At 55.5% G+C, this 20,914-nt stretch carries 21 protein-coding genes; 17 read left to right on the top strand and 4 right to left on the bottom strand.

Annotation, left to right across the window (positions count from 1 at the left end):
• The first annotated feature begins 10 nt into the window (after window positions 1-10).
• The 17 genes from BHK98_RS02070 to BHK98_RS01990 all read left to right on the top strand — a co-directional run bounded on the left by BHK98_RS02070 (window position 11) and on the right by BHK98_RS01990 (window position 17,226).
• Window positions 11-763 carry a phage replisome organizer N-terminal domain-containing protein gene (locus BHK98_RS02070; RefSeq protein ID WP_074754406.1) on the top strand — a complete coding sequence of 251 codons (753 nt, stop codon included), beginning with the start codon at window positions 11-13 and terminating at the stop codon, window positions 761-763.
• On the top strand, window positions 760-1,602 hold the full coding sequence (locus tag BHK98_RS02065) for an ATP-binding protein (RefSeq protein WP_074754404.1): 843 nt from the start codon (window positions 760-762) through the stop codon (window positions 1,600-1,602). The genes BHK98_RS02070 and BHK98_RS02065 overlap by 4 nt, the downstream gene beginning before the upstream one ends.
• A gap of 14 nt (window positions 1,603-1,616) precedes the next feature.
• Window positions 1,617-1,805: a transposon-encoded TnpW family protein gene (locus tag BHK98_RS02060; protein ID WP_020995296.1), complete on the top strand. Its 189-nt coding sequence runs from the start codon at window positions 1,617-1,619 to the stop codon at window positions 1,803-1,805.
• Window positions 1,806-1,916: 111 nt separating this feature from the next.
• Complete coding sequence (locus BHK98_RS02055; protein WP_074754402.1) at window positions 1,917-3,536, top strand: recombinase family protein; 1,620 nt, start codon at window positions 1,917-1,919, stop codon at window positions 3,534-3,536.
• A gap of 20 nt (window positions 3,537-3,556) precedes the next feature.
• Complete coding sequence (locus BHK98_RS14050) at window positions 3,557-3,718, top strand: Maff2 family mobile element protein (protein WP_075711992.1); 162 nt, start codon at window positions 3,557-3,559, stop codon at window positions 3,716-3,718.
• A gap of 19 nt (window positions 3,719-3,737) precedes the next feature.
• Window positions 3,738-4,607 (top strand): VirB6/TrbL-like conjugal transfer protein, CD1112 family, encoded by an 870-nt coding sequence (locus BHK98_RS02045; RefSeq protein ID WP_075711991.1) that lies wholly within the window; start codon window positions 3,738-3,740, stop codon window positions 4,605-4,607.
• A gap of 12 nt (window positions 4,608-4,619) precedes the next feature.
• Complete coding sequence (locus tag BHK98_RS02040; protein WP_075711990.1) at window positions 4,620-5,156, top strand: MT-A70 family methyltransferase; 537 nt, start codon at window positions 4,620-4,622, stop codon at window positions 5,154-5,156.
• A 14-nt stretch (window positions 5,157-5,170) separates the two neighbouring features.
• On the top strand, window positions 5,171-5,563 hold the full coding sequence (locus BHK98_RS02035; protein WP_075711989.1) for a PrgI family protein: 393 nt from the start codon (window positions 5,171-5,173) through the stop codon (window positions 5,561-5,563).
• The gene (locus BHK98_RS02030) at window positions 5,523-7,922 is read left to right on the top strand and encodes a VirB4-like conjugal transfer ATPase, CD1110 family (RefSeq protein WP_075711988.1); all 2,400 of its coding nucleotides are present in this window, start codon (window positions 5,523-5,525) and stop codon (window positions 7,920-7,922) included. Before BHK98_RS02035 ends, BHK98_RS02030 begins: the two co-directional genes overlap by 41 nt.
• The gene (locus BHK98_RS02025) at window positions 7,919-8,839 is read left to right on the top strand and encodes a DNA cytosine methyltransferase (protein ID WP_075711987.1); all 921 of its coding nucleotides are present in this window, start codon (window positions 7,919-7,921) and stop codon (window positions 8,837-8,839) included. The genes BHK98_RS02030 and BHK98_RS02025 overlap by 4 nt, the downstream gene beginning before the upstream one ends.
• Window positions 8,832-10,871 carry a CHAP domain-containing protein gene (locus BHK98_RS02020; RefSeq protein ID WP_342718682.1) on the top strand — a complete coding sequence of 680 codons (2,040 nt, stop codon included), beginning with the start codon at window positions 8,832-8,834 and terminating at the stop codon, window positions 10,869-10,871. The genes BHK98_RS02025 and BHK98_RS02020 overlap by 8 nt, the downstream gene beginning before the upstream one ends.
• A 20-nt stretch (window positions 10,872-10,891) precedes the next feature.
• Entirely contained in the window at window positions 10,892-11,149 is a 258-nt protein-coding gene (locus BHK98_RS02015; protein ID WP_075711986.1) for a DUF4315 family protein, read from the top strand.
• Window positions 11,136-11,813, top strand: coding sequence for a DUF4366 domain-containing protein (locus BHK98_RS02010; RefSeq protein WP_465250930.1), 678 nt, complete (start codon window positions 11,136-11,138; stop codon window positions 11,811-11,813). Before BHK98_RS02015 ends, BHK98_RS02010 begins: the two co-directional genes overlap by 14 nt.
• Window positions 11,810-13,903: a DNA topoisomerase 3 gene (locus BHK98_RS02005; protein ID WP_075711985.1), complete on the top strand. Its 2,094-nt coding sequence runs from the start codon at window positions 11,810-11,812 to the stop codon at window positions 13,901-13,903. Before BHK98_RS02010 ends, BHK98_RS02005 begins: the two co-directional genes overlap by 4 nt.
• Window positions 13,904-14,144: 241 nt before the next feature.
• On the top strand, window positions 14,145-16,655 hold the full coding sequence (locus BHK98_RS02000; RefSeq protein WP_075711984.1) for a YodL domain-containing protein: 2,511 nt from the start codon (window positions 14,145-14,147) through the stop codon (window positions 16,653-16,655).
• A gap of 2 nt (window positions 16,656-16,657) precedes the next feature.
• A complete protein-coding gene (locus tag BHK98_RS01995) occupies window positions 16,658-16,864 on the top strand; it encodes a transposon-transfer assisting family protein (RefSeq protein WP_342718681.1) in 207 nt (68 codons plus the stop codon).
• The gene (locus BHK98_RS01990) at window positions 16,861-17,226 is read left to right on the top strand and encodes a cysteine-rich VLP domain-containing protein (RefSeq protein WP_075711982.1); all 366 of its coding nucleotides are present in this window, start codon (window positions 16,861-16,863) and stop codon (window positions 17,224-17,226) included. The genes BHK98_RS01995 and BHK98_RS01990 overlap by 4 nt, the downstream gene beginning before the upstream one ends.
• Window positions 17,227-17,396: 170 nt before the next feature.
• Here the strand turns inward: BHK98_RS01990 and BHK98_RS01985 are convergent, their stop codons facing one another.
• From BHK98_RS01985 to BHK98_RS01970, 4 genes are all read right to left on the bottom strand, one after another.
• Window positions 17,397-18,416, bottom strand: a complete 1,020-nt coding sequence (locus BHK98_RS01985; protein WP_342718680.1) for a PDDEXK nuclease domain-containing protein — start codon at window positions 18,414-18,416, stop codon at window positions 17,397-17,399.
• A gap of 234 nt (window positions 18,417-18,650) precedes the next feature.
• Complete coding sequence (locus BHK98_RS01980; protein WP_075711980.1) at window positions 18,651-19,001, bottom strand: DUF6050 family protein; 351 nt, start codon at window positions 18,999-19,001, stop codon at window positions 18,651-18,653.
• A gap of 122 nt (window positions 19,002-19,123) precedes the next feature.
• A complete protein-coding gene (locus tag BHK98_RS01975) occupies window positions 19,124-20,476 on the bottom strand; it encodes a relaxase/mobilization nuclease domain-containing protein (RefSeq protein ID WP_075711979.1) in 1,353 nt (450 codons plus the stop codon).
• Entirely contained in the window at window positions 20,437-20,766 is a 330-nt protein-coding gene (locus BHK98_RS01970; protein WP_075711978.1) for a plasmid mobilization protein, read from the bottom strand. The genes BHK98_RS01975 and BHK98_RS01970 overlap by 40 nt, the downstream gene beginning before the upstream one ends.
• Window positions 20,767-20,914 lie beyond the last annotated feature (148 nt).

The following is a 20,914-nucleotide window of genomic DNA, read 5'->3' as shown; positions in this document are numbered from 1 at the left end:
AGGAGGAACCATGTCAGACAACCGAAAATACTACTACCTCAAGCTGAAAGAGAATTACTTTGACGAGGACGCCATTGTGCTGCTGGAAAGTATGCAGGACGGTATCCTCTATTCCAACATCCTCTTGAAACTGTACCTGAAATCGCTGAAAAACGGCGGGAAGTTGCAGCTTGATGAAAATATCCCCTACACCGCGCAGATGATTGCCACCATTACCCGTCAGCAAGTCGGCACCGTAGAACGGGCCTTGCAGATTTTTATGAAGCTGGGGCTTGTGGAGCCGTTACAGAACGGCGCACTGTATATGAGCAACATTGAACTACTGATCGGCCAATCCTCTACCGAGGGGGAGCGAAAACGGCGGGCAAGGCTGGCTTTGCAGGAGCAGAAAGCCTTGCCAAAGGCCGGGGCGGACAAATGTCCACCATATCAAGCGGACATTTGTCCACCAGAGATAGAGATAGAGAAAGAGATAGAAAAAGAGAGAGAGCGAGAGTTAGATACGGGACAACCCGCCCGCGCCGCCTATGGCCGGTATGAAAATGTTTTTCTTTCGCAATCGGAACTGGACGGGCTGAAAGCAGACCTGCCCGGCAAATGGGACTATTACATTGACCGGCTATCCTGCCATATCGCGTCCAGCGGCAAGCGATACAAGAGCCATGCCGCCACCATCTACAAATGGGCGCAGGAGGACGCAACTAAGAAAGCCCCGAAAAAGGGCATACCAGACTACTCATGCAAGGAGGGCGAGAGTTTATGAAGAACGAAATCAACGCTGTTTTGGAGAATATGACGGCCACCACCCCGGAGCCGGAGGACTACACCGGCGAGGACGGTTTGCTGTACTGCGGCAAGTGCCGCAAGCCGAAAGAAGCCTATTTTGCGCCGGATAAGGCCGCTATCTTCGGGCGCGACCGCCACCCGGCAGAGTGCGACTGCCAGAAAACCGCCCGCGAGGAACGGGAAGCCGCCGAAAAGCGGCGCAGGCACCTTGACACCGTGGAAGAACTGAAACGCCGGGGCTTTACCGACCCCGCCATGCGGGACTGGACTTTCGAGAATGACAACGGCAGGAACCCGCAGGCCGGGCTTGCCCGCCGGTATGTGGAGCATTGGGAGGATATGCGGACAGACAATATCGGCTGCCTGTTCTGGGGCGGCGTAGGAACCGGGAAAAGCTACCTTGCGGGCTGTATCGCAAACGCCCTCATGGAGAAAGAAATCCCCGTCCACATGACGAACTTTGCCCTGATCCTCAATGACCTTGCCGCCAGCTTTGAGGGGCGCAACGAGTACATTTCCCGCCTTTGCCGCTATCCGCTGCTGATCCTTGACGACTTTGGCATGGAACGCGGCACCGACTACGGGCTGGAACAGGTTTTCAATGTGATTGACAGCCGTTACCGCAGCGGCAAGCCGCTGATCGTCACGACCAACCTCACGCTGGACGACCTGCGAAACCCGGAGGACACCGCCCATTCCCGGATTTATGACCGGCTGCTTTCCATGTGCGTCCCGGTACGCTTTACCGGCGACAACTTCCGGCAGGAAACCGCCAAGCGGAAAATGGAGAGCATGAAGAAACTGATTACCGACTGAAAGGAGTATTGCCTATGGCAGATAACAAGCAGCACGACACCCGCACCGCCCGCCGCCCCGACTGCGTGACGGAAATCCGCATGGGCAATTCCGTCCTTGTCGTGTCCGGCTATTTCAAGAAAGATACCACGACCACCGCCGCCGACAAAATGGCGCGGGTACTGGAAGCGGAAGCCGCTGCTACGCAAAAACCGGCAATTTGACCGACTGTAAAGAAGCAAATTTAACGCTTTTGCCGCTGTACAGCCCCCGCTGTTCCGTGGTACAATGAAACCACGGAATAGTGGGGCTGGCTGTCGGAAACGGAGGATTTTATGTTAAGACAAGCCACCCAAAACCTCATTACCGCCCTTTATCCGAGATTGTCCCATGAGGACGAGCTGCAAGGCGAGAGTAATTCCATATCGAACCAAAAAAGGATACTCGAAACCTACGCAAAACAGAACGGCTTTACCAATCTGCGCTGGTACACCGACGACGGTTATTCCGGCGCGAACTTCCAGCGGCCCGGATTTCAAGCCATGCTTGCGGACATTGAAGCCGGGAAAGTTGGTACGGTCATTGTCAAGGACATGAGCCGGTTAGGGCGAAACTACTTGCAGGTAGGGTTTTACACGGAAATGCTGTTCCCTCAAAAGGGCGTGCGTTTTATCGCTGTCAACGACAATGTGGACAGCGCAAACGGCGGCATGGACAATGATTTTACCCCTCTGCGAAATCTGTTCAACGAATGGCTGGTGAGAGATACGAGCAAGAAAATCAAGGCAGTTAAAAGAGCAAAAGGCATGAGCGGCAAGCCCGTTACCAGCAAGCCGGTGTATGGCTACCTCATGGACGAGGACGAGAACTATATCGTTGACGAGGAAACCGCGCCGGTTGTCCAGCAGATTTACCAGCTTTGCCTTGCGGGGAACGGCCCGACCAAGATTGCCCGTATGCTGACGGAACAGCAAATCCCCACGCCGGGGACGCTGGAATACCGCAGGACAGGCAGCACACGCCGCTACCACCCCGGCTATGAGTGTAAATGGGCGACGAACACCGTCGTTCATATCCTCGAAAACCGGGAGTACACCGGCTGTCTGGTAAACTTCAAGACGGAAAAGCCCTCTTACAAGACCAAGCACAGCGTAGAAAATCCCATTGAGAAGCAGGCCATTTTTGAGAACCACCATGAGCCGATTATTGACACGGAAACATGGGAGCGTGTGCAGGAGTTACGCAAGCAGCGCAAACGCCCGAACCGCTATGACGAAGTGGGGCTGTTCTCTGGTATGCTGTTCTGCGCCGACTGCGGCCATGTGATGTACCAGCAGCGGTATCAGAACAAGAACCGCAAGCAGGACTGTTACATCTGCGGCAGCTACAAGAAGCGCACCCGCGACTGTACGGCGCACTTTATCCGCACCGACCTGCTGACCGCCGGTGTCCTCTCCAATCTCCGGCAAGTGACGGAGTATGCTGCCAGGCACGAGAGCCGTTTTGTAAAGCTGCTGATCCAGCAGAACGAAATCGGCGGCAAGAGAAAGACCGCCGCAGCCACCAAGCAGCTTGAACAGGCGCAGGAGCGGATTGCCGAAGTGAGCCGCATTATCAAGCGGCTGTATGAGGACAATGTGAACGGCAAAATCAGCGACGAGCGTTTCATGGAACTGTCGGCAGACTATGAGCAGGAGCAGCGGGAACTGAAAGACCGCACCGCCGCATTGCAGGCGGAACTGGACAAGTCGCAGGCGGCCACCGTTAACGCCGAGAAATTCATGGGGATTGTCCGCAAGCACCTTGCCTTTGAGGAATTGACACCCACCCTCTTGCGGGAAATGATTGAGAAAATCGTCGTGCATGAGTGCAGCTATGACGAGAACGGCACCCGCAGGCAGGACATTGAGATTTATTACAGCTTTGTCGGCAAAATTGACTTGCCCGAAGCCTAACGCCCGACCTATCCGACACAATGGCCAAGTGCCGGATAGGAACGGCAAAATTTTTTACACTTCTATTACTTCTTTATCGCACATCAGCAAAAAGCCAGGGGATCAAGCAGTTCATGGCAGGCGGCGGAGTCGCCCTGATCGGTACGGTGCTGGTGCCGCTTCTGAAAGGACTTTTTGGATAAGAACAGGAGGTGACCGCTTATGCAGAGTATCCTTGACGCGATCAACGAATGGATAAAGGACCTCCTGATCGGAGCGATCAAGGGAAATCTGTCAACCATGTTCGGGGACGTCAACGACAAGGTAGGCACCATTGCCGCAGAGGTGGGAAAGACCCCGCAGGCGTGGAACGCAAATATTTTCTCGATGATACAGACGCTCTCGGAAAATGTGATCGTGCCCATCGCGGGGCTGGTCATCACCTATGTCCTTTGCTACGAGCTGATCAGTATGGTCATCGACAGGAACAACCTGCACGATCTTGATACGTTCCTGTTTTTCAAGTGGTTCTTCAAGGCATGGGTGGCGGTGTTCCTTGTCACCCATACCTTTGACATCACGATGGCCGTCTTTGATGTGGCGCAGCACGTCGTGGCAAGATCCGCGGGCGTCGTCAGCGGCAGCACCAGCATCGATGCCGCCGCTGCCCTGTCGTCCCTGCAAGGAGGGCTTGATTCCCTGGAGATCCCGGAACTGCTCTTGCTCACGATGGAAACGACCCTTGTGAGCTTCGGCATGAAGATCATGTCCATCATCATTACGGTCGTGGTCTACGGACGTATGATCGAGATCTACCTTTATTGTTCGGTATCGCCGATCCCATTTGCCACACTCACCAACCGGGAATGGGGACAGATCGGAAACAACTACCTGCGCAGCCTGATCGCCCTGGGCTTTCAGGGGTTCCTGATCATGGTCTGCGTCGGGATCTATGCGGTACTGGTGAAAAGCATGGTGATCGCGGATAACCTGCACACGGCGATCTTCTCGCTCGCTGCCTACACCGTGCTTCTTTGCTTCATGCTGCTGAGATCCGGCTCCATAGCAAAGTCCCTGTTCGCAGCACATTAAAGGAGGGAACCGATCACAAAGAGATACAACATCATCTACGCCGATCCGCCGTGGCAGTACGAACAAAAGAGACTGTCCGGCGCGGCGGAACACCATTACCCCACCATGCGCCTTGAAGAACTGGCGGCGCTGCCTGTATCGGATCTTGCCGATACAGACTGCGCTTTGTTTCTCTGGGCAACCTTTCCGCAGCTTCCCGAAGCCCTGCGCCTGATCAGGGCATGGGGCTTTTCATATAAGACCGTTGCCTTTGTCTGGCTGAAAACAAACCGGAAAGCCCGCACATGGTTTTATGGGCTGGGCTTCTGGACAAGGAGCAACGCGGAGATCTGCCTGCTTGCCACGAAAGGGCATCCGAAACGGCAGGCGGCAAATATCCACCAGCTCATCGTAAGCCCGGTGGAGCGGCACAGCAGGAAGCCGGACGAGGCGCGGGATCGGATCGTGGCCCTGATGGGCGATCTCCCCCGTATCGAGCTTTTCGCAAGGCAAAAACCGCCGGGCTGGGATGTGTGGGGAAATGAAGTAAACAGCGACATCAGACTTTAGAAAGGAGGCCACAGATGGCCTATGTACCAGTACCAAAGGACCTGTCGAAGGTCAAGACAAAGGTCGTGTTCAACCTGACCCGGCGGCAGCTCCTTTGCTTTGCGGCAGCCCTTACCGTAGGACTACCGCTTTTCTTTTTGCTCAAAGGAGGCGCCGGGACGAGCCTTGCGGCATTTGCCATGATCCTGGTCATGCTCCCCTGCTTCCTGTTTGCCATGTACGAGAGACACGGGCAGCCCCTTGAAACGGTGCTGAAAAACATCATTCGGACAAGATTCATCCGGCCAAAGGAACGCCCGTATCAGACCAACAACTTTTACGCTGCCCTGGAACGGCAGAGAGATCTTGAAAAGGAGGTAGCCGCCATTGTCAGAGGAAAAAACAAAAAGCGCAAGGGGAAAGCATAAGCTGACCCGCGCGGAAAAAAAGCAGATCGCCGCCGTGATCCGGCAGGCAAAGGGCGACGGGAAGCCCCACACCGCCCAAGAGACGATCCCCTACTTGCAGATGTTCCCGGACGGCATCTGCCGTATCACGGAGAAGCGATACAGCAAGAGCATCGCCTTTGAGGACATCAACTATCAGCTTGCACAGGCCGACGAAAAGACCGCCATCTTTGAAAACTGGTGCGATTTTCTCAATTACTTTGATTCCTCTGTGTCGGTGCAGCTTTCCTTTGTCAATCAGGGGATACGCAGGGAGGACGCAGAGCAGAGCATCGACATTCCGGCAAAGGACGACGCTTTCCAGTCGATCCGCAGCGAGTATGCGGCCATGCTCAAAGATCAGCTTGCCAAAGGCAACAACGGCCTTGTGAAAGCTAAGTACATCACCTTTTCCATAGAGGCCGACAACCTCAGCGCAGCGAAAGCCCGCCTTGCCCGGATCGAAACGGACATCTTGAACAATTTCAAGGTGCTGGGCGTGGCCGCCCGTCCCATGAGCGGCTATGACCGGCTGAAAACGCTGCACGGCGTGTTCCATCCGGACGGGGAGCCGTTCGCCTTTTCGTGGGACTGGCTGGCCCCGTCGGGGCTGTCCACCAAGGACTTTATCGCGCCGTCCTCCTTCCGCTTCGGAGAGGGACGCAGCTTCCGCATGGGCGGCAAGCTGGGGGCGGTATCGTTCCTTGAGATCCTTGCCCCGGAGCTGAACGACCGGGTGCTGTCGGACATTCTTGACCTGGAAAACGGCGTGATCGTGAGCATCCATATCCGCAGCATCGACCAGAGCGAGGCCATCAGGACCATCAAGCGCAAGATCACCGACCTCGACAAGATGAAGATCGACGAGCAGAAAAAAGCCGTCCGCAGCGGCTACGACATGGACATCCTCCCCTCGGATCTTGCCACCTACGGGGGCGAAGCGAAAAACCTCCTGCAGGACTTACAGAGCCGGAACGAAAGGCTGTTCCTTGTGACGTTCCTTGTTGTGAACATGGCGGATACGAAGCGGAAGCTGGACAATGCCATCTTTGCCGTGGCGGGGCTGGCGCAGAAATATAACTGCGCCCTGACCCGCCTGGACTACATGCAGGAGCAGGGGCTAATGTCCTGCGTCCCCATCGGGATCAACGAGATCCCCATCCAGCGGGGACTGACCACGAGCAGCACGGCGATCTTTGTCCCCTTTATCACGCAGGAGCTATTTCAGCGCGGCGAAGCCCTCTATTACGGGCTGAACGCTCTTTCCAGCAACATGATCCTGTGCGACCGGAAGAAACTCAAGAACCCGAACGGCCTGATCCTTGGCACGCCGGGCAGCGGCAAATCCTTTGCCGCAAAGCGCGAGATCACGAACGCCTTTCTCATCACCGACGACGACATCATCATCTGCGACCCGGAGGCCGAATACGCCCCGCTGGTGCAAAGGTTAAAGGGGCAGGTGATCCATATCTCCCCGACGAGCAAAGAGTATGTCAATCCTATGGATATAAACCTTAATTACAGCGAAGACGATAACCCACTGGCGCTGAAATCCGATTTTATCCTCTCCCTGTGCGAGCTGGTGATCGGCGGCAGGGAGGGACTTGCGCCCATCGAAAAGACGGTCATCGACCGAGCCGTACAGAGTGTATACCGCCACTATCTTGCAGACCCCGATCCGGCAAAAATGCCGATCCTGGGCGACCTCTACGACGAGCTTTTGAAGCAGCCGGAGCCGGAAGCGGCAAGAGTGGCGGCAGCCCTGGAACTGTATGTTTCCGGGAGCCTCAACGTCTTTAACCACCGCACCAACGTGGAGCTTTCTAACCGTCTTGTCTGCTTTGACATCAAGAGCCTCGGAAAGCAATTAAAAAAGCTGGGGATGCTCGTCATTCAGGATCAGGTGTGGAACCGCGTCACCGTAAACCGGGCGGAGAAAAGGGCCACCCGCTACTACATGGACGAGTTTCACTTACTGCTGCGGGAGGAACAGACCGCCGCCTATTCCGTGGAGATCTGGAAGCGGTTCCGGAAATGGTCGGGGATCCCGACAGGGATCACGCAGAACGTCAAGGACCTGCTTTCCAGCCGGGAGGTCGAGAACATCTTTGAGAACTCCGACTTTATCCTGATGCTCAATCAGGCGGGCGGGGATCAGGCGATCCTTGCAAAACAGCTTTCCATCTCGCCCCAGCAGATGAAGTTCGTCACACACACGGAGGCGGGCGAAGGGCTGCTGTTCTACGGCAACGTGATCCTGCCTTTCATCGACCGTTTCCCGACCGATACCGAGCTATACAGGGTGATGACGACGAAGCCGGAGGAGGTAGGCGGCGCGTGAACCGATTGACCCATTTCAGCCTGTTTACCGGGATCGGCGGGATCGACCTTGCGGCGGAAGCCGCGGGCTTTACGACCGTGTGTCAATGCGAATGGGCCGCTTATCCGAATACGGTCCTGAAAAAGCATTGGCCGATGACGCCCCGGTTTCAGGACATTTCCACAGTAACAAAGGAGGCTTTTATTGAAAAGACAGGACGAGAGAGTGTTACGCTCCTTTCCGGGGGCTTTCCCTGTCAGCCCTTTTCCGCCATCGGCCCGAAACGGGGCTTTGCGGACCCCCGCTATCTCTGGCCGGAAATGTGCAGAGTTATCCGGGAACTGCGTCCCCATTGGGTGCTTGGCGAAAATGTTGCTCACTTCGTCCATATGGGACTCGACAAAACGCTCGCTGACCTGGGAAAGGCGGGATACGCTGCTTGGACATTCGTTGTTCCTGCTTGTGCCGTCGGCGCGTGGCATGAACGGAAGCGAACTTTTATCGTGGGGGCTGATGTTTCCCACGCCCCTTGCGGCCGACACCGGGACACGTCCGCAGCATCCCCGGATCGTTGTTTCTCCGACAGGAACTTACCGGAAAGCAAAAAGGAGCGGGCACTGGACGCCGTGCCTTTCCGAGGTGGTCTATCACCTGGAAAAGGACGCGGACGAGAGCCTACGGATCAACCCGGAGTGGGTGGAATGGCTGATGGGATTCCCGCCGGGGTGGACGGAAGCACCCTCTGGATCACAGAGCCGGTAGACATCCCGCGTCTTACGGAAGATCGAAAAGACCGGGCAAAACGAATGAAAGCACTCGGAAACGCTGTTGTGCCCGCACAGGTCTACCCGATCCTGCGGTATATCGCGGACATTGAACTTGGGAGGTGTGAAGACCATTGTATGTTTTTAAGAAAGGCAGGTGATCCCATTGAGTGAAAAGCTGAGACCAAAAGACAAGCTCACGCAGAAGATGAGCCGGGACGGGCTGGTGGAGACCAACGAGACGCAGCAGACCACCCGGCGCATCAGCGGACGGGAAACGGAGGAATTTATCCGCCCGGCGCCGGTCCCTGAAAAGGACACGGGCACCGCTGCGCGCGTGCTGGAACATCTGGAGGCGCAGCATGATGTACAGACCGCAAAGCGGGATGAAAGGATACTGAAACGGGAGGCCACGGGAAGATCCAAGGTCTCCCGTTTGCAGTTTACCGGGGAAGAACGCGCTTCCCCGGAACTTGCACCGTATGTAAGGAAAGCCGAAAAAGCCGCCGACAGGCTGGAAAAAGCGCAGGCCGCCGTTCCGAAGAAGAAAAAGCTCGTGCGGCAGCGCACCTTTGACGAGGTGAGCGGCAAAGCAAGGACACGGCTTCACTTTGCGGAAACGGAAAAGCCCATCGGCAAGGGGCCGCCTTCCGCCGTGGTTTCCCGTCCTTTGCGGGAGGTGGGCGCGGCGGTCCACAACGAGATCCATGCCGTTGAGAAAGAAAATGTGGGCGTGGAGGGGGCGCACAAGAGCGAAAAGGTGACAGAGCGCCTTGCCCGTCACGGCAGCCGCGCCATCCGGCAGGGCTACCGCAGGCACAGACTGAGGCCCTACCGGGCGGCGGCAAAGGCGGAGAAAGCGGCGCTAAAGGCGAATACGGCCTATCTGTATCAGAAAGCCGCCCTGGAAGATCCGCAGTATTTTTCAAACCCACTTTCCCGCTTCTGGCAGAAACAGCGGATCAAACGGCAGTACGCAAAGGCGCTCAGGACGGGAGCCATGGGCGGCGCGAAAACGGCAGCCGGAGCCGCGAAGAACAGCCGCAGGGCGGCAAGAAAAGCGGAAAAGGAAACGAGAAAGGCCGTAGGATTCATCGCCCGCCATCCCGCAGGCGTGACGATCGCCGTCTGCATCCTTATCTTTTCCATCGTCATGCTCTCCGGCCTGTCCTCCTGTTCCTCCATGCTGACCGGCGGCATTAACAGCATCCTGGGAACGTCCTACACGTCCGAGGATGCGGATCTTGTTGCCGTGGAGCGGCATTACGAGGGGCTTGAAGCCGACCTGCAGGCAAGGCTTGATCGGATCGAGCAGGACCATCCCGGCTATGACGAATACCGCTATGACCTTGCGGAGATCTTTCACAACCCTCATGAGCTGGAGTCCTACCTGACGGCGAGATACCAGAGCTACACCCTCTCCGATGTGCAGGGCGAGCTGCCGCAGATCTTTGAACAGCAGTACACGCTGACCTTGACAGAAGAGATCGAGGTGCGCTACCGGGAGGAAACGCATACCGAGACCTCCACGGATGAGGACGGCAATACCCATGAGGAGACCGTGACCGAGCAGGTGCCGTATGACTATCACATCCTGAACGTGAAGCTGACGAACACACCGTTCTCCTCATTTCTGCCGGACAGACTGGATGAGGAACAGCAAAAGATGTACGCGGTATATCTGGAAACCAGCGGGAACAAGCCGCTTGTATTTGGCGGCGGAAGCCCCGACACCGGCCCGTCCACGGATCTTGGCGGTGTTCACTTTGTGGACGGCAGACGCCCCGGCAATCCGGATGTGGTAAATATCGCAAAACGTCAGGAGGGGAACACCGGCGGCTATCCCTATTGGAGCTGGTACGGCTTTGATGGGCGCGTCGCGTGGTGCGCGTGCTTTGTGTCCTGGTGCTATCACGAGGCAGGACTGTCCGAACCGCGCTTCGCCGCCTGCCAGTCACAGGGCGTCCCATGGTTTACCTCCCGCGGGCAGTGGGGAGCCAGAGGCTACAAGGATATCGCGCCGGGCGATTCCATCTTTTTTGATTGGGACGGGGACGGCGGCGCCGACCATGTGGGGATCGTGATCGGAAGGGACGATGAGCGCGTCTATACCGCTGAGGGCAATTCCGGCAACGCCTGTAAGATCAAGAGCTATGACCTGGATTATAAGTGTATCAAGGGCTACGGCCTGATGAACTGGGACTGAAACAGAAAGGAGAACGATCTATGACGAACAACAAAATAAACCGCATTGACAAAGACATCCAAAAGACCCGTGAGAAGATCACGGAGTACCAGAACCGATTAAAAGAGCTGCAAATGCAGAAGACCGAGGCGGAAAACCTTGAGATCGTCCAGATGGTGCGCTCCATGCGTCTGACCCCGCAGGAGCTTTCTGACCTGCTGAAAAGTGATCCGATCCCCGGCATTGCCACGGTCACCCCGGACGAGGAAGAAAAGGAGGATCCCGATGATGAAGCGTAAATATCTGACCCGTATCGTTTCCGTATTGTTGGCCGCCCTGTTTCTTGTGGGCGGCCTTTCCGTTCCCGCACATGCGCAGACGCCCCAGACCCAGCCTGCGACGGAGACACCTACCGACGACAGCGGCATCAAGGCTCCGCCGCAGCCCCTTACCCCGGAGGGCAACATGACCCTTGTGGACGACATCGAGGGGGATGCGGCAAAGGATAAGCAGTTTATCGTGGTGCAGAGCCGGAGCGGTGCGTATTTCTACATCATCATCGACAACGCCGCCGAGGGAGAGAACAAGGTCCACTTCCTGAACCAGGTGGACGAGGCGGATCTGCTTTCCATTATCGACGAGGACTTGCAGAGCATCCAAAAGCAGGCCCCGGAAGTGACGCCTGCCCCGCAGGTAACGGAGCCAGAGACCAAGAAAGGACCGGAGCCGGAACAGAAAAAGGGTGATGCAGACCCTCTGTACGGGCTGCTTCTCTTTCTGATCGTTGTCGTAATAGGAGGCGGCGGTGCCATCTTCTATCTCAAGGTGATGAAGCCAAAGCAGAACGTCAAAGGGAGCACCGATCTGGACGACTTTGACCTTGACGAATGGGAGGAGGACGAGGCAGAGGAAGATACGGACCTGCCGGAGCCTTCCGGGAGTGAACAGGAGGACGAAAGATGAAGCTGATCATTGCAGAAAAACCCAGTGTAGCGGCGGCCTATGCCGCCGCGCTGGATGTTAGGGAGCGAAAAGACGGATATATCGAAGGCGGCGGGTATCTTATCTCATGGTGCATCGGCCATCTGGTGGGACTTTCCGAGGCGGCGGCCTACGGCGAGCAGTACCGCAAGTGGAGCTATGACACGCTTCCCATCCTGCCAAAGGAATGGCAGTACACCGTAGCAAAGGATAAGGATAAGCGATTCAACATCCTGAAGGAGCTGATGCACCGCACAGATGTTTCCGAGGTAGTAAACGCCTGCGACGCCGGGCGCGAGGGCGAGCTGATCTTCCGCTTTGTCTATGAGATGGCAGGCTGCACAAGACCCATGAAGCGCCTCTGGCTCTCCTCCATGGAGGAGGACGCGATCCGTGAGGGTTTTTCCAACTTGAAAGACGGCGCGGACTATGAAGCCCTCTACGCCTCCGCCCTCTGCCGGGCAAAAGCGGACTGGATCATCGGGATCAACGCCACGCGCCTGTTCTCCTGCCTCTATCACCACACTTTGAACGTGGGACGGGTGCAGACCCCGACCTTAAAGATGCTGGTGGACCGGGACGCCGCGATCACGGGCTTTCAGAAAGAACCCTACTACCATGTGTGCCTTGCCCTGGACGGCGCGGAAGCCGTCAGCGAAAGGATCCGGGAAAAGGAAAAAGCGGAAGGACTGAAAACGGCCTGTGAGAGATCGCAGGCCGTCTGCACAACGCTCACCCGCGAGAAAAAGACCCTTGCCCCGCCAAAGCTCTTTGACCTGACGCTCCTGCAGCGGGAAGCGAACAAAATCTACGGCTACACCGCAAAGCAGACCCTTGATCTTGCGCAGGCACTCTATGAAAAGCGCCTCCTGACCTATCCCCGGACGGACAGCAATTACCTGACGGACGACATGGAAGGCACCGCGGCGGACATCATAGAGCTTGTCGGCGTGAAGCTGCCCTTTATGAGCGGCGCAGTATTTACCCCGGAGATCTCCCGGCTACTTGACAGCAAAAGAGTGTCCGACCACCACGCCATCATCCCCACCATGGCGCTTGCAAAGGCTGATCCCGGTGCGCTTTCGGAGAGCGAACGGAACATCCTGTTCCTTGTCGGCGCAAGGCTTTTGATGGCTGCCGCCGAGCCTCACGTTTACGAGGCTGTCACAGCGGTATTCTCCTGTGCCGGAGCCGAGTTTACGGCAAAGGGACGGGTAGTGCTTTCCGAGGGATGGAAAGGCATTGAGAAGCGCTTCCGGACTTCCCTTAAAAAGGTGCCGGACGCCGAGGACGACGAGGCAGTTTTGGAGCTGCCATCCTTTACTGAGGGGCAGAGCTTTGACGCCCCGCCTGTCAGGATCACGGAGCATGAGACGAAGCCGCCCAAACCTCATACGGAGGACACCCTGCTTTCCGCTATGGAGCGAGCCGGAAACGAGGAGACCGACGAGGACGCGGAGCGTCGGGGTCTGGGCACACCCGCCACCCGCGCCGCCATCATTGAAAAGCTGGTCGCCTCCGGCTTTGTCCAGAGAAAAGGCAGGCAGCTTATTCCCACTAAAAACGGCTATAACCTGATCGCTGTTCTCCCGGACACCCTGACAAGCGCCCATCTCACCGCGGAATGGGAAAACGCCCTGCTCCTGATCGCAAGGGGCAAGGCCGATCCGGATGCTTTTCTTTCCGGCATTGAGACGATGACGCGGGAGCTGATAAAAGCCCATCCTTTCCTTACAGGTGATGAGGCGAAACGCTTTCAGGGGGAACGAAAGGTGGTCGGCAAATGCCCGCGCTGCGGCGCGGATGTCTTTGAGGGCAGGAAAAACTACTATTGCGCCGATAAGGGCTGTGCCTTTGTCATGTGGAAGGATGACCGCTTCTTTTCGGATCGCAAGGTCATTTTTTCCGAGAAGATAGCCGCCGATCTTCTGAAAAGCGGCAGGGCAAAGGTGAAAAAGCTCTATTCTCCGAAAACCGGGAAAACCTACGACGGGACGGTGCTGCTGGCCGATATCGGCGGCAAGTACGTGAATTACAAAGTAGCCATTGAAAGGGACAGAGAACTTTCGTAGCAAGCATAGGAAAGGGGTACCCACGTCGGCGCAAGCTGCATATCGTTCGTTTCCGGCTAAAGCCGAAAACTCATTCATTCCGCTGCGCCTCCTTTCCCCACAAGATCCTGCGATCTTGCAGGGTGCCCCTGTCCGAAGATCCCTGCTTTTGTCTGACTGACAACAGCGGGGATTTTCCTTTCTGGGATAGTCCCAGACCCTTGGCTAAAAACACCTGATCACAGAGAAAGGAGAAAACACGATGCCGTACAGTGCATACGATAATGACCGGCTGGATGCCGCTCATACCATGAAGATCGACCGCACCGTATATTTTGAAACGGATGCCGGGGACATTGCCCCGCTTGCCGCTTTGCCGCCTGAACAGCTTCAACAGCGGCGCGAGGAAAGCGCGGCGGCGGAGCAGACCATCTATGAAGAACTCAGAAAACAGGCCGCCCGATGGGAACAGCAGGCAGGAAATACCGCTCTTCTTGACCGGGCCCTCACCTATGTAAGGACGCCCGCCGCAGAACACACTTCCAACGAATGGAAACAGACAGACTACGACTGGCACACCCGCAGCAACATGGTCTATCAGATGAACTACCACATCTATGAGAACACCCGCTATGACCGGGAGCAGCAAAAGTCCGTCCCGTATTCATGGAGCCTGACGTGGGGCGTCCGCACCAACGGACCGGACAAGGGGCAAAACGTGAGGATCGCCGGGCAGGACAGAAAGACCTTTGCGGACAAGGCCGCTATGGAGAAATACCTGGCCGGACGGATCAAGGCCTATGACCACCTGTTTACGGAACTTTCCCCGGTCATTCCCAAAGGATACGTGCAGCCATTCAAGGTAAACGGCCTGCTCCTACCGGGCTATACCGTGGAGGGCGAGGAAGCAGAAAAAGCGCCGGAAGCGGAGAAACAGCCGGAGCCGGAAGCTGCCGCCCCGGTGCAGACTGAAACGGTGGCAGAGCCGCCCGCAACCAAGCCCGTTGTTTCGCTTGTCATTTCCGCGAAAGACCCCGCAGGCCGTATGAAGGAGATCACGGACAGGCTGGAAGATGGCATCCGGGAGATCTTCGACAGCGAGAAGTACGCGGAATATCTCAGGGCTATGTCCAGGTTCCACAATTACAGCTTCAACAATACGATCCTGATCGCCATGCAGGGCGGGACGCTGGTAAAAGGCTATTCCCAATGGGAAAAGGAGTTTGAGCGCCATGTAAAGCCCGGCGAGAAAGGCATCAAGATCATTGCCCCTGCCCCGTTCAAGGTAAAGCAGGAAGTAAAGAAGCTCGATCCCAAGACAAGGCAGCCGGTGATCGGCGCGGACGGAAAGCCCGTCATGGAGGAAAAGGAGGTCACGATCCCCGCTTACAAGGTGGTGACGGTGTTCGATGTTTCCCAGACCGAGGGGAAGGAACTGCCGACCATCGGGGCAGATACCCTGACCGGCGACGTGGAGCATTTCAAGGATGTGCTTGCCGCACTGGAAAAAGTTTCACCCGTCCCCATCGCCTTTGAGGACATCAAGGGAGATGCCCACGGCTTTTACAGCCTGCAAGGCAAGCGGATCGCCATTCAGGAGGGCATGAGCCAGATCCAGACCCTGAAAACCGCGATCCATGAGATCGCCCATGCCAAGCTCCACGACATTGACTTAAATGCCCCAAAGGAGGAACGGGAGGATCTGCCCGATCAGCGCACCCGTGAGGTGCAGGCCGAAAGCGTTGCCTATACCGTCTGCCAGCACTACGGGCTGGACACGTCGGATTACTCTTTCGGTTATGTGGCCGGTTGGAGCAGCGGGCGGGAAATGGAAGAACTCAAAAGCTCCCTTGAAACGATCCGCTCTACCGCCGCCGAGATCATCAACGGCATTGACGCCCGGATCGCAGGGCTGCAAAAGGAGCAGGAACAGGATCAGGAAGCAGTCTACCTTTTGGACAGCGGAGAATACCTTCATGTACAGACCAGTGAGGAAGGCTACGACTATACGCTGTATGACAAGGATTATCGATCACTGGACGGCGGACAGCTTGATGCGCCCTCTCTGTCGCTGACAGAGGCCCGTGATGAGATCCTTACCCTACTGGACCGCGGATCGGCAAAAACGCAGGTCGCGGACCTGTCCGACTTTGAAGAAGCAAAAGAAGCTGCGGAGGACGGCGCCTTTACCATCTATCAGCTAAAGCGTGAGGACGCCACAAGGGAGTACCGCTTTGAGCCGTATGACCGCCTCCACGCGGCGGGGCTTGCCGTCGATCCGGCACACTATGAGCCGGTCTATTCCGGTCCCATGACGCCGGGGATGACGCTGGACGCCATCTACACCCGTTTCAACATCGACCATCCTAAGGACTTCAAAGGACACAGCCTTTCCGTTTCGGATGTGGTCGTCATGCAGCAGGGAGGCCAAAGCACCGCTCATTACGTGGACAGCTTCGGGTACAGGCAGGTGCCGGAGTTCTTGCAGCCGGAAAACTATCTCAAAAATGCGGAGATGTCCACGGAGCAGAATTACAACATGATCGACGGCAGGATGAACAATACGCCCACAGTAAGCGAGCTGGAAGCAAAGGCAAAGGCCGGTGAGGTCATTTCCCTGGCCGAGCTTGCCACGGCGATCCATGCAGAGAAAGGACAAGGCCGGGGACAGGAGGAAAAGCCCTCGATCCGGGCACAGCTCAAACAGTACAAGGATCAGACCGCCGATAGGAAAAAGGCGGCGAAAACCAGATCTCATGAATTGGAGGTATGAACATGAATACATTTACCGTTGAGGAGACCAATCTTTTAAGCATCTACAAGACAGACGACAGGTGGGAGATGCTTGCGGATATGTCTGCCGCGCTGCCCTTTATGGACGGGGAGATGCGGGCGTTCACGGAGCGCACCATGAAAAATCTGGACGCGCTGACAGAAGCGGAATTTGCCGCGCTCTGTCTGGAACCGGCGGAGGATGTATGACCGGGATCATACGGCTGACGCCCCGGCAGAGCCGCCGCGTCAACGCCCTTGTGAAGCGGGAGTGCTGCAACTGCGAGGGCGGAAACTGCCTACTGCTGGACGATAGAGATCCTTGCGTATGCCCGCAGCTTATTTCCTATTCGCTTCTCTGCAAGTGGTTCCGAACGGCTGTCCTGCCGCTGGATCAGGTGTTATACGCCGAGCTTCATCACAGAAAGGATATGCGCCGGTGCGCCGCTTGCGGGACGTCCTTCGTTCCCGGCTCCAACCGGGCAAAATACTGCCCGGATTGCCGGAATCGGATCATACGCAGACAAAGTGCCGAGCGCATGAGGAAACGACGCTCCCCTGTTACGCTTTAGAGACTGAAAAAGCCTTGTCCTGCAAGGCCTTCCGGGCGCAGTATCCGAGGGGGCAAGGTGTTTATACCTTTTGCCCTCAAAACGGTGTTCTAATTGTCCATAGATACCCATAAAACAAGGGCGCGGTGGCCACTTGATGGCTGCCGCGCCCCAATATTTTTTTGCTGTGATCATGTTTCTTTTTCTTCGTGCCATTCCTTCAAAACTGCTTCGACCTGTGCGATCAACTGTTCTTTATCGGGAATATAGGATACATAGCGAGAAGCGAAAATGTTATTGGAAAGCCCGCCTAAAGCATATTCTGCTGCCATATTTTCTTTATCTGTGCAGAGAATGATCCCAATCGGCGGATTATCGTGCTCATCGTTGACCTCTGCGGCATAGTAGTTCAGATACATATTGAGCTGTCCGACCGCCTCCGGCATCAGCTTCGTCGCTTTTAATTCGATCAGGACATAGGCGCGCAGATTCTTGTTGTAGAAAACCATATCTACGTAATAATGTGTGTTGTTCAAGGTGATGCGCTGCTGTGTTCCTACGAACATAAATCCACGGCCAAGCTCCAAAAGAAATTTTTCGATCTGATTCGTAAGAGCTTTTTCCAGATCGCTTTCCAGCATCGGCTTATTCTCCGGCAACCCTAAGAACTCAAACACATACGGGTCCTTGATCATGTCCGAAGGGCGACTCAGCTCGATCCCGTTCCGGGCAAGTGAAAGTACGGTTTCCTTGTTTGCTTTGCCCTCCGAGAGAAGAAGCCGTTCATAAAGAGAGGTCGCGATCTGCCGCTTCAATTCGCGCACCGACCAGCCGGAATTGACCGTTTCTTTTTCATAGAAGCTGCGTTTCTGTTCATCGGAAATGATCAGAAGTTCGCAATAGTGCGACCAGCTCAATTTTCCAGACACCGTCTGGATTTTTGGATAGGATAAATAGAACAGACGCATATTGTAGAGATTCGCCCGTGAAAATCCCTTGCCGAACTCCTGTGTCAGCTCTTTGGAAAGCTGCTTTAAGAGTTGCTTTCCATACTCTGCGCGTTCCTGATTTTCCTGTTCATTGCGGACAATGATCCGCCCCACATTCCAATACGTGTATAAAAGCTCGGTGTTGACCTGTGTGGCAACATGCTGGCGTGCCTTTATTAGCAGATCCTTGATCTCCTCAAAGACGGGCGTGTGTTTCGTCAAATCGTTCAAGTGGTTCTCCTCCTGTTATTTCGTCTTTTTCTTTGATCGATTTCTGAATTTCTTTGCGGATCTGATTCCGATTTCCGCCGGTAGAAGTGGATGCGTATTTCCTGCTCCGAAATCCAGATATCCGCTTTGTCGATCTTTTCTTTCTGTCGTTATTTCAGGTGATGAAACGGCTTATCTGTGCGAAGAAATTTCCCGCCGATTTTCTTATGATTCTTTGTGCCCGTTTTACTCACCTGCTTTCCCGGTGTTCAGCAGCCGGTAAATAGTCAGCGGGATGTACCATGCGGCAACCACCAGCCGCCACGCCAGCACAACAAAACCGATCATGCCGCCGACGATAAAGTTTAAGGCGATAACGCCGACAGTAAAGGTAAGGCTGCTCTGTGCGGAGGGAACAAGCCAGAGAAACATTCGCCGGATGCCGAAAGGGATCCCGCAGAAAAGACCTACAAGAAAATAATCGATCTTCCCGTCTTTGACAAAGAGCAGGGTCCCCCAGTAGAACAGGAGCACGGCAACAAGGACGGTCAATACGGTTTTCTTAAAAAACTCTTTCAGGATCTCCGAACGTGTCAAGGGATCACCTCCTTTTCGAAATGAAGATAGTTTCTTCGACAGGGTTTGCAGTAGATATGAACGGAGCTTGTACTTTCATTTTATAACATACCATATGATCAGCCCGGGTTCCATAACGGGAGCTAACCGCGCCCGGGTTCCCGTTCCCTCTCCTGCGCTCTGTTCATACGCAGGAGACTGTCTACGTTCTTTTTGATCACACCGTATTCCTTTGCCTGCTTTTTCCTCTTTCCGTATTCCGTGGCAAGCGCTTCTTTCTGTTCATTGAGCTTTGCGTACTCTGCCTGCAGGGAGGCGATGTCCGGGAGCCTGTCGCCGATCTGTGCCTTTCGCAGTGCCCGCGTTGCTGCCTCATGGAGGATGATCACACTCTCATGGGCCGCGCGGAAGCCGTCTTTATCCCGCGCTTTGCGGAAAGCATCATAAGCCGGTCTTGTCTTTTGGTAGGTGGTGAGGTCCTTTATCAGCAACGCCATGTCGGATAAGCGGCGTTCCGCGTCCTTCAAGGCGCTTGCTGCCTGTTCGCTGGCAGTCGTGATCTCCTCTATCCGGGCGGACAGATCCCGGTACTGATCGATCCCATGCTCGGTCAGGAAGTTCATCGTTCTGGCTGCCTGTTTCAGGTTGTGGATCTTCGCCCAATGCTCATAGCCCGCCGATTGCTGCGCCTTGATGCTGTTCTCGATGTCGATCAGGAGAGAGACACCGCCGCGATCCTGCTTTGGAGCTTTTGCACCGCGGCTCCGTGTTCCGGCGATCCGTTCTTTGATGGCTTCCTCTGTGTATTCCGGACCGAGTGTTTTCAGACGGGTAAAGCGTTCCTGCTCCGGTGCGCGGCAGGAAATGTATTTGCCGCGCTTGATCTCGTAGCCTGCCGCTTGCAGCCGGGCTAACAATTCCTCAAGATCCGATACCTGCGGAATGAGCGCGTCCACGGCAAGTTTCAGCTTGCCTTTCCAGCTTGTCCCTGCCTTTTCCGCCTGATATTCGATATAGCTTTTCCCTTTGCGGCCCTTTTCCGGCACCACGACAGAAAGCCCGTGTTCGCGGCACAGCCGGTCGCTGATGTTCCGTATGCCGTAGTAGCTTCGCCGGTTGGAAATATATTTATGGTGATCCACGAAATTGACGGCGCAGAAAAGGATGTGATTATGGACATGGCCTTTGTCGATATGCGTCGTAAGGACGTATTCATGCTGTCCCTTTGTGACGGCATCCGCAAGCTGCCGTCCGATCTCATGGGCTGTCTCAAAATCCACCTCACCCGGCGCAAAGGACTGGATCAGGTGATGAGCTACATTATTGCCCTTATCCAATGCCTGTGAGAGCGTAAAGGCAAATTCAATATCTGCTGTCTCATAGCTGCACCCGAAAGAGGACACCAGCAGCTTGTCATCGGTCTTGTCCGGGTTTTGGATATAAGCAAGGGCTTTGCTCAACGTGCTTTTAACAGGTTTGATCTTTGTAACCGCCATATCTCAGCAAGCACCCCCTTGATCTCCTCTATATCCTCCTGATACACGCTGCCCGTGGCATTGGCCCGATGGGCGATCTGATTGATATTGACGCCGATCTTCTGTATCTGGGCAGTCATTTCCTTGATGTCGCTGTGATCTACCTGGATCACATAGCCGTCGATCGCCATTTTCCTAAGGTAGGCGGCCATGTTTTGTGTGGGGATCAGCTTCATCTTTTCCTCGATCATGGCGCGTTCTTCCTTTGTCACGCGGAACTTGATCTGCACTGTTCTTTTTCTGCCGTTCATGCGCTGCCGCTCCTTTCGTTTCCGAGGGTTTGGGACACTTCCCAACAAGCTCTTTTGCCGGGCAAAAGACGGAAGTGGGTACCCGCTTCCTATGCTTGCTATGAAAGTTTTATTCTCTTATTCCTTACTCCTTAATACGACAGAAATC

Origin of the sequence: Hornefia porci (assembly GCF_001940235.1) — a bacterium.
In the GTDB taxonomy this organism is placed as follows: domain Bacteria; phylum Bacillota; class Clostridia; order Peptostreptococcales; family Anaerovoracaceae; genus Aminicella; species Aminicella porci.
Note: the sequence above shows the minus strand (reverse complement) of the source record. Positions and strands in the feature narration are given on the sequence as shown.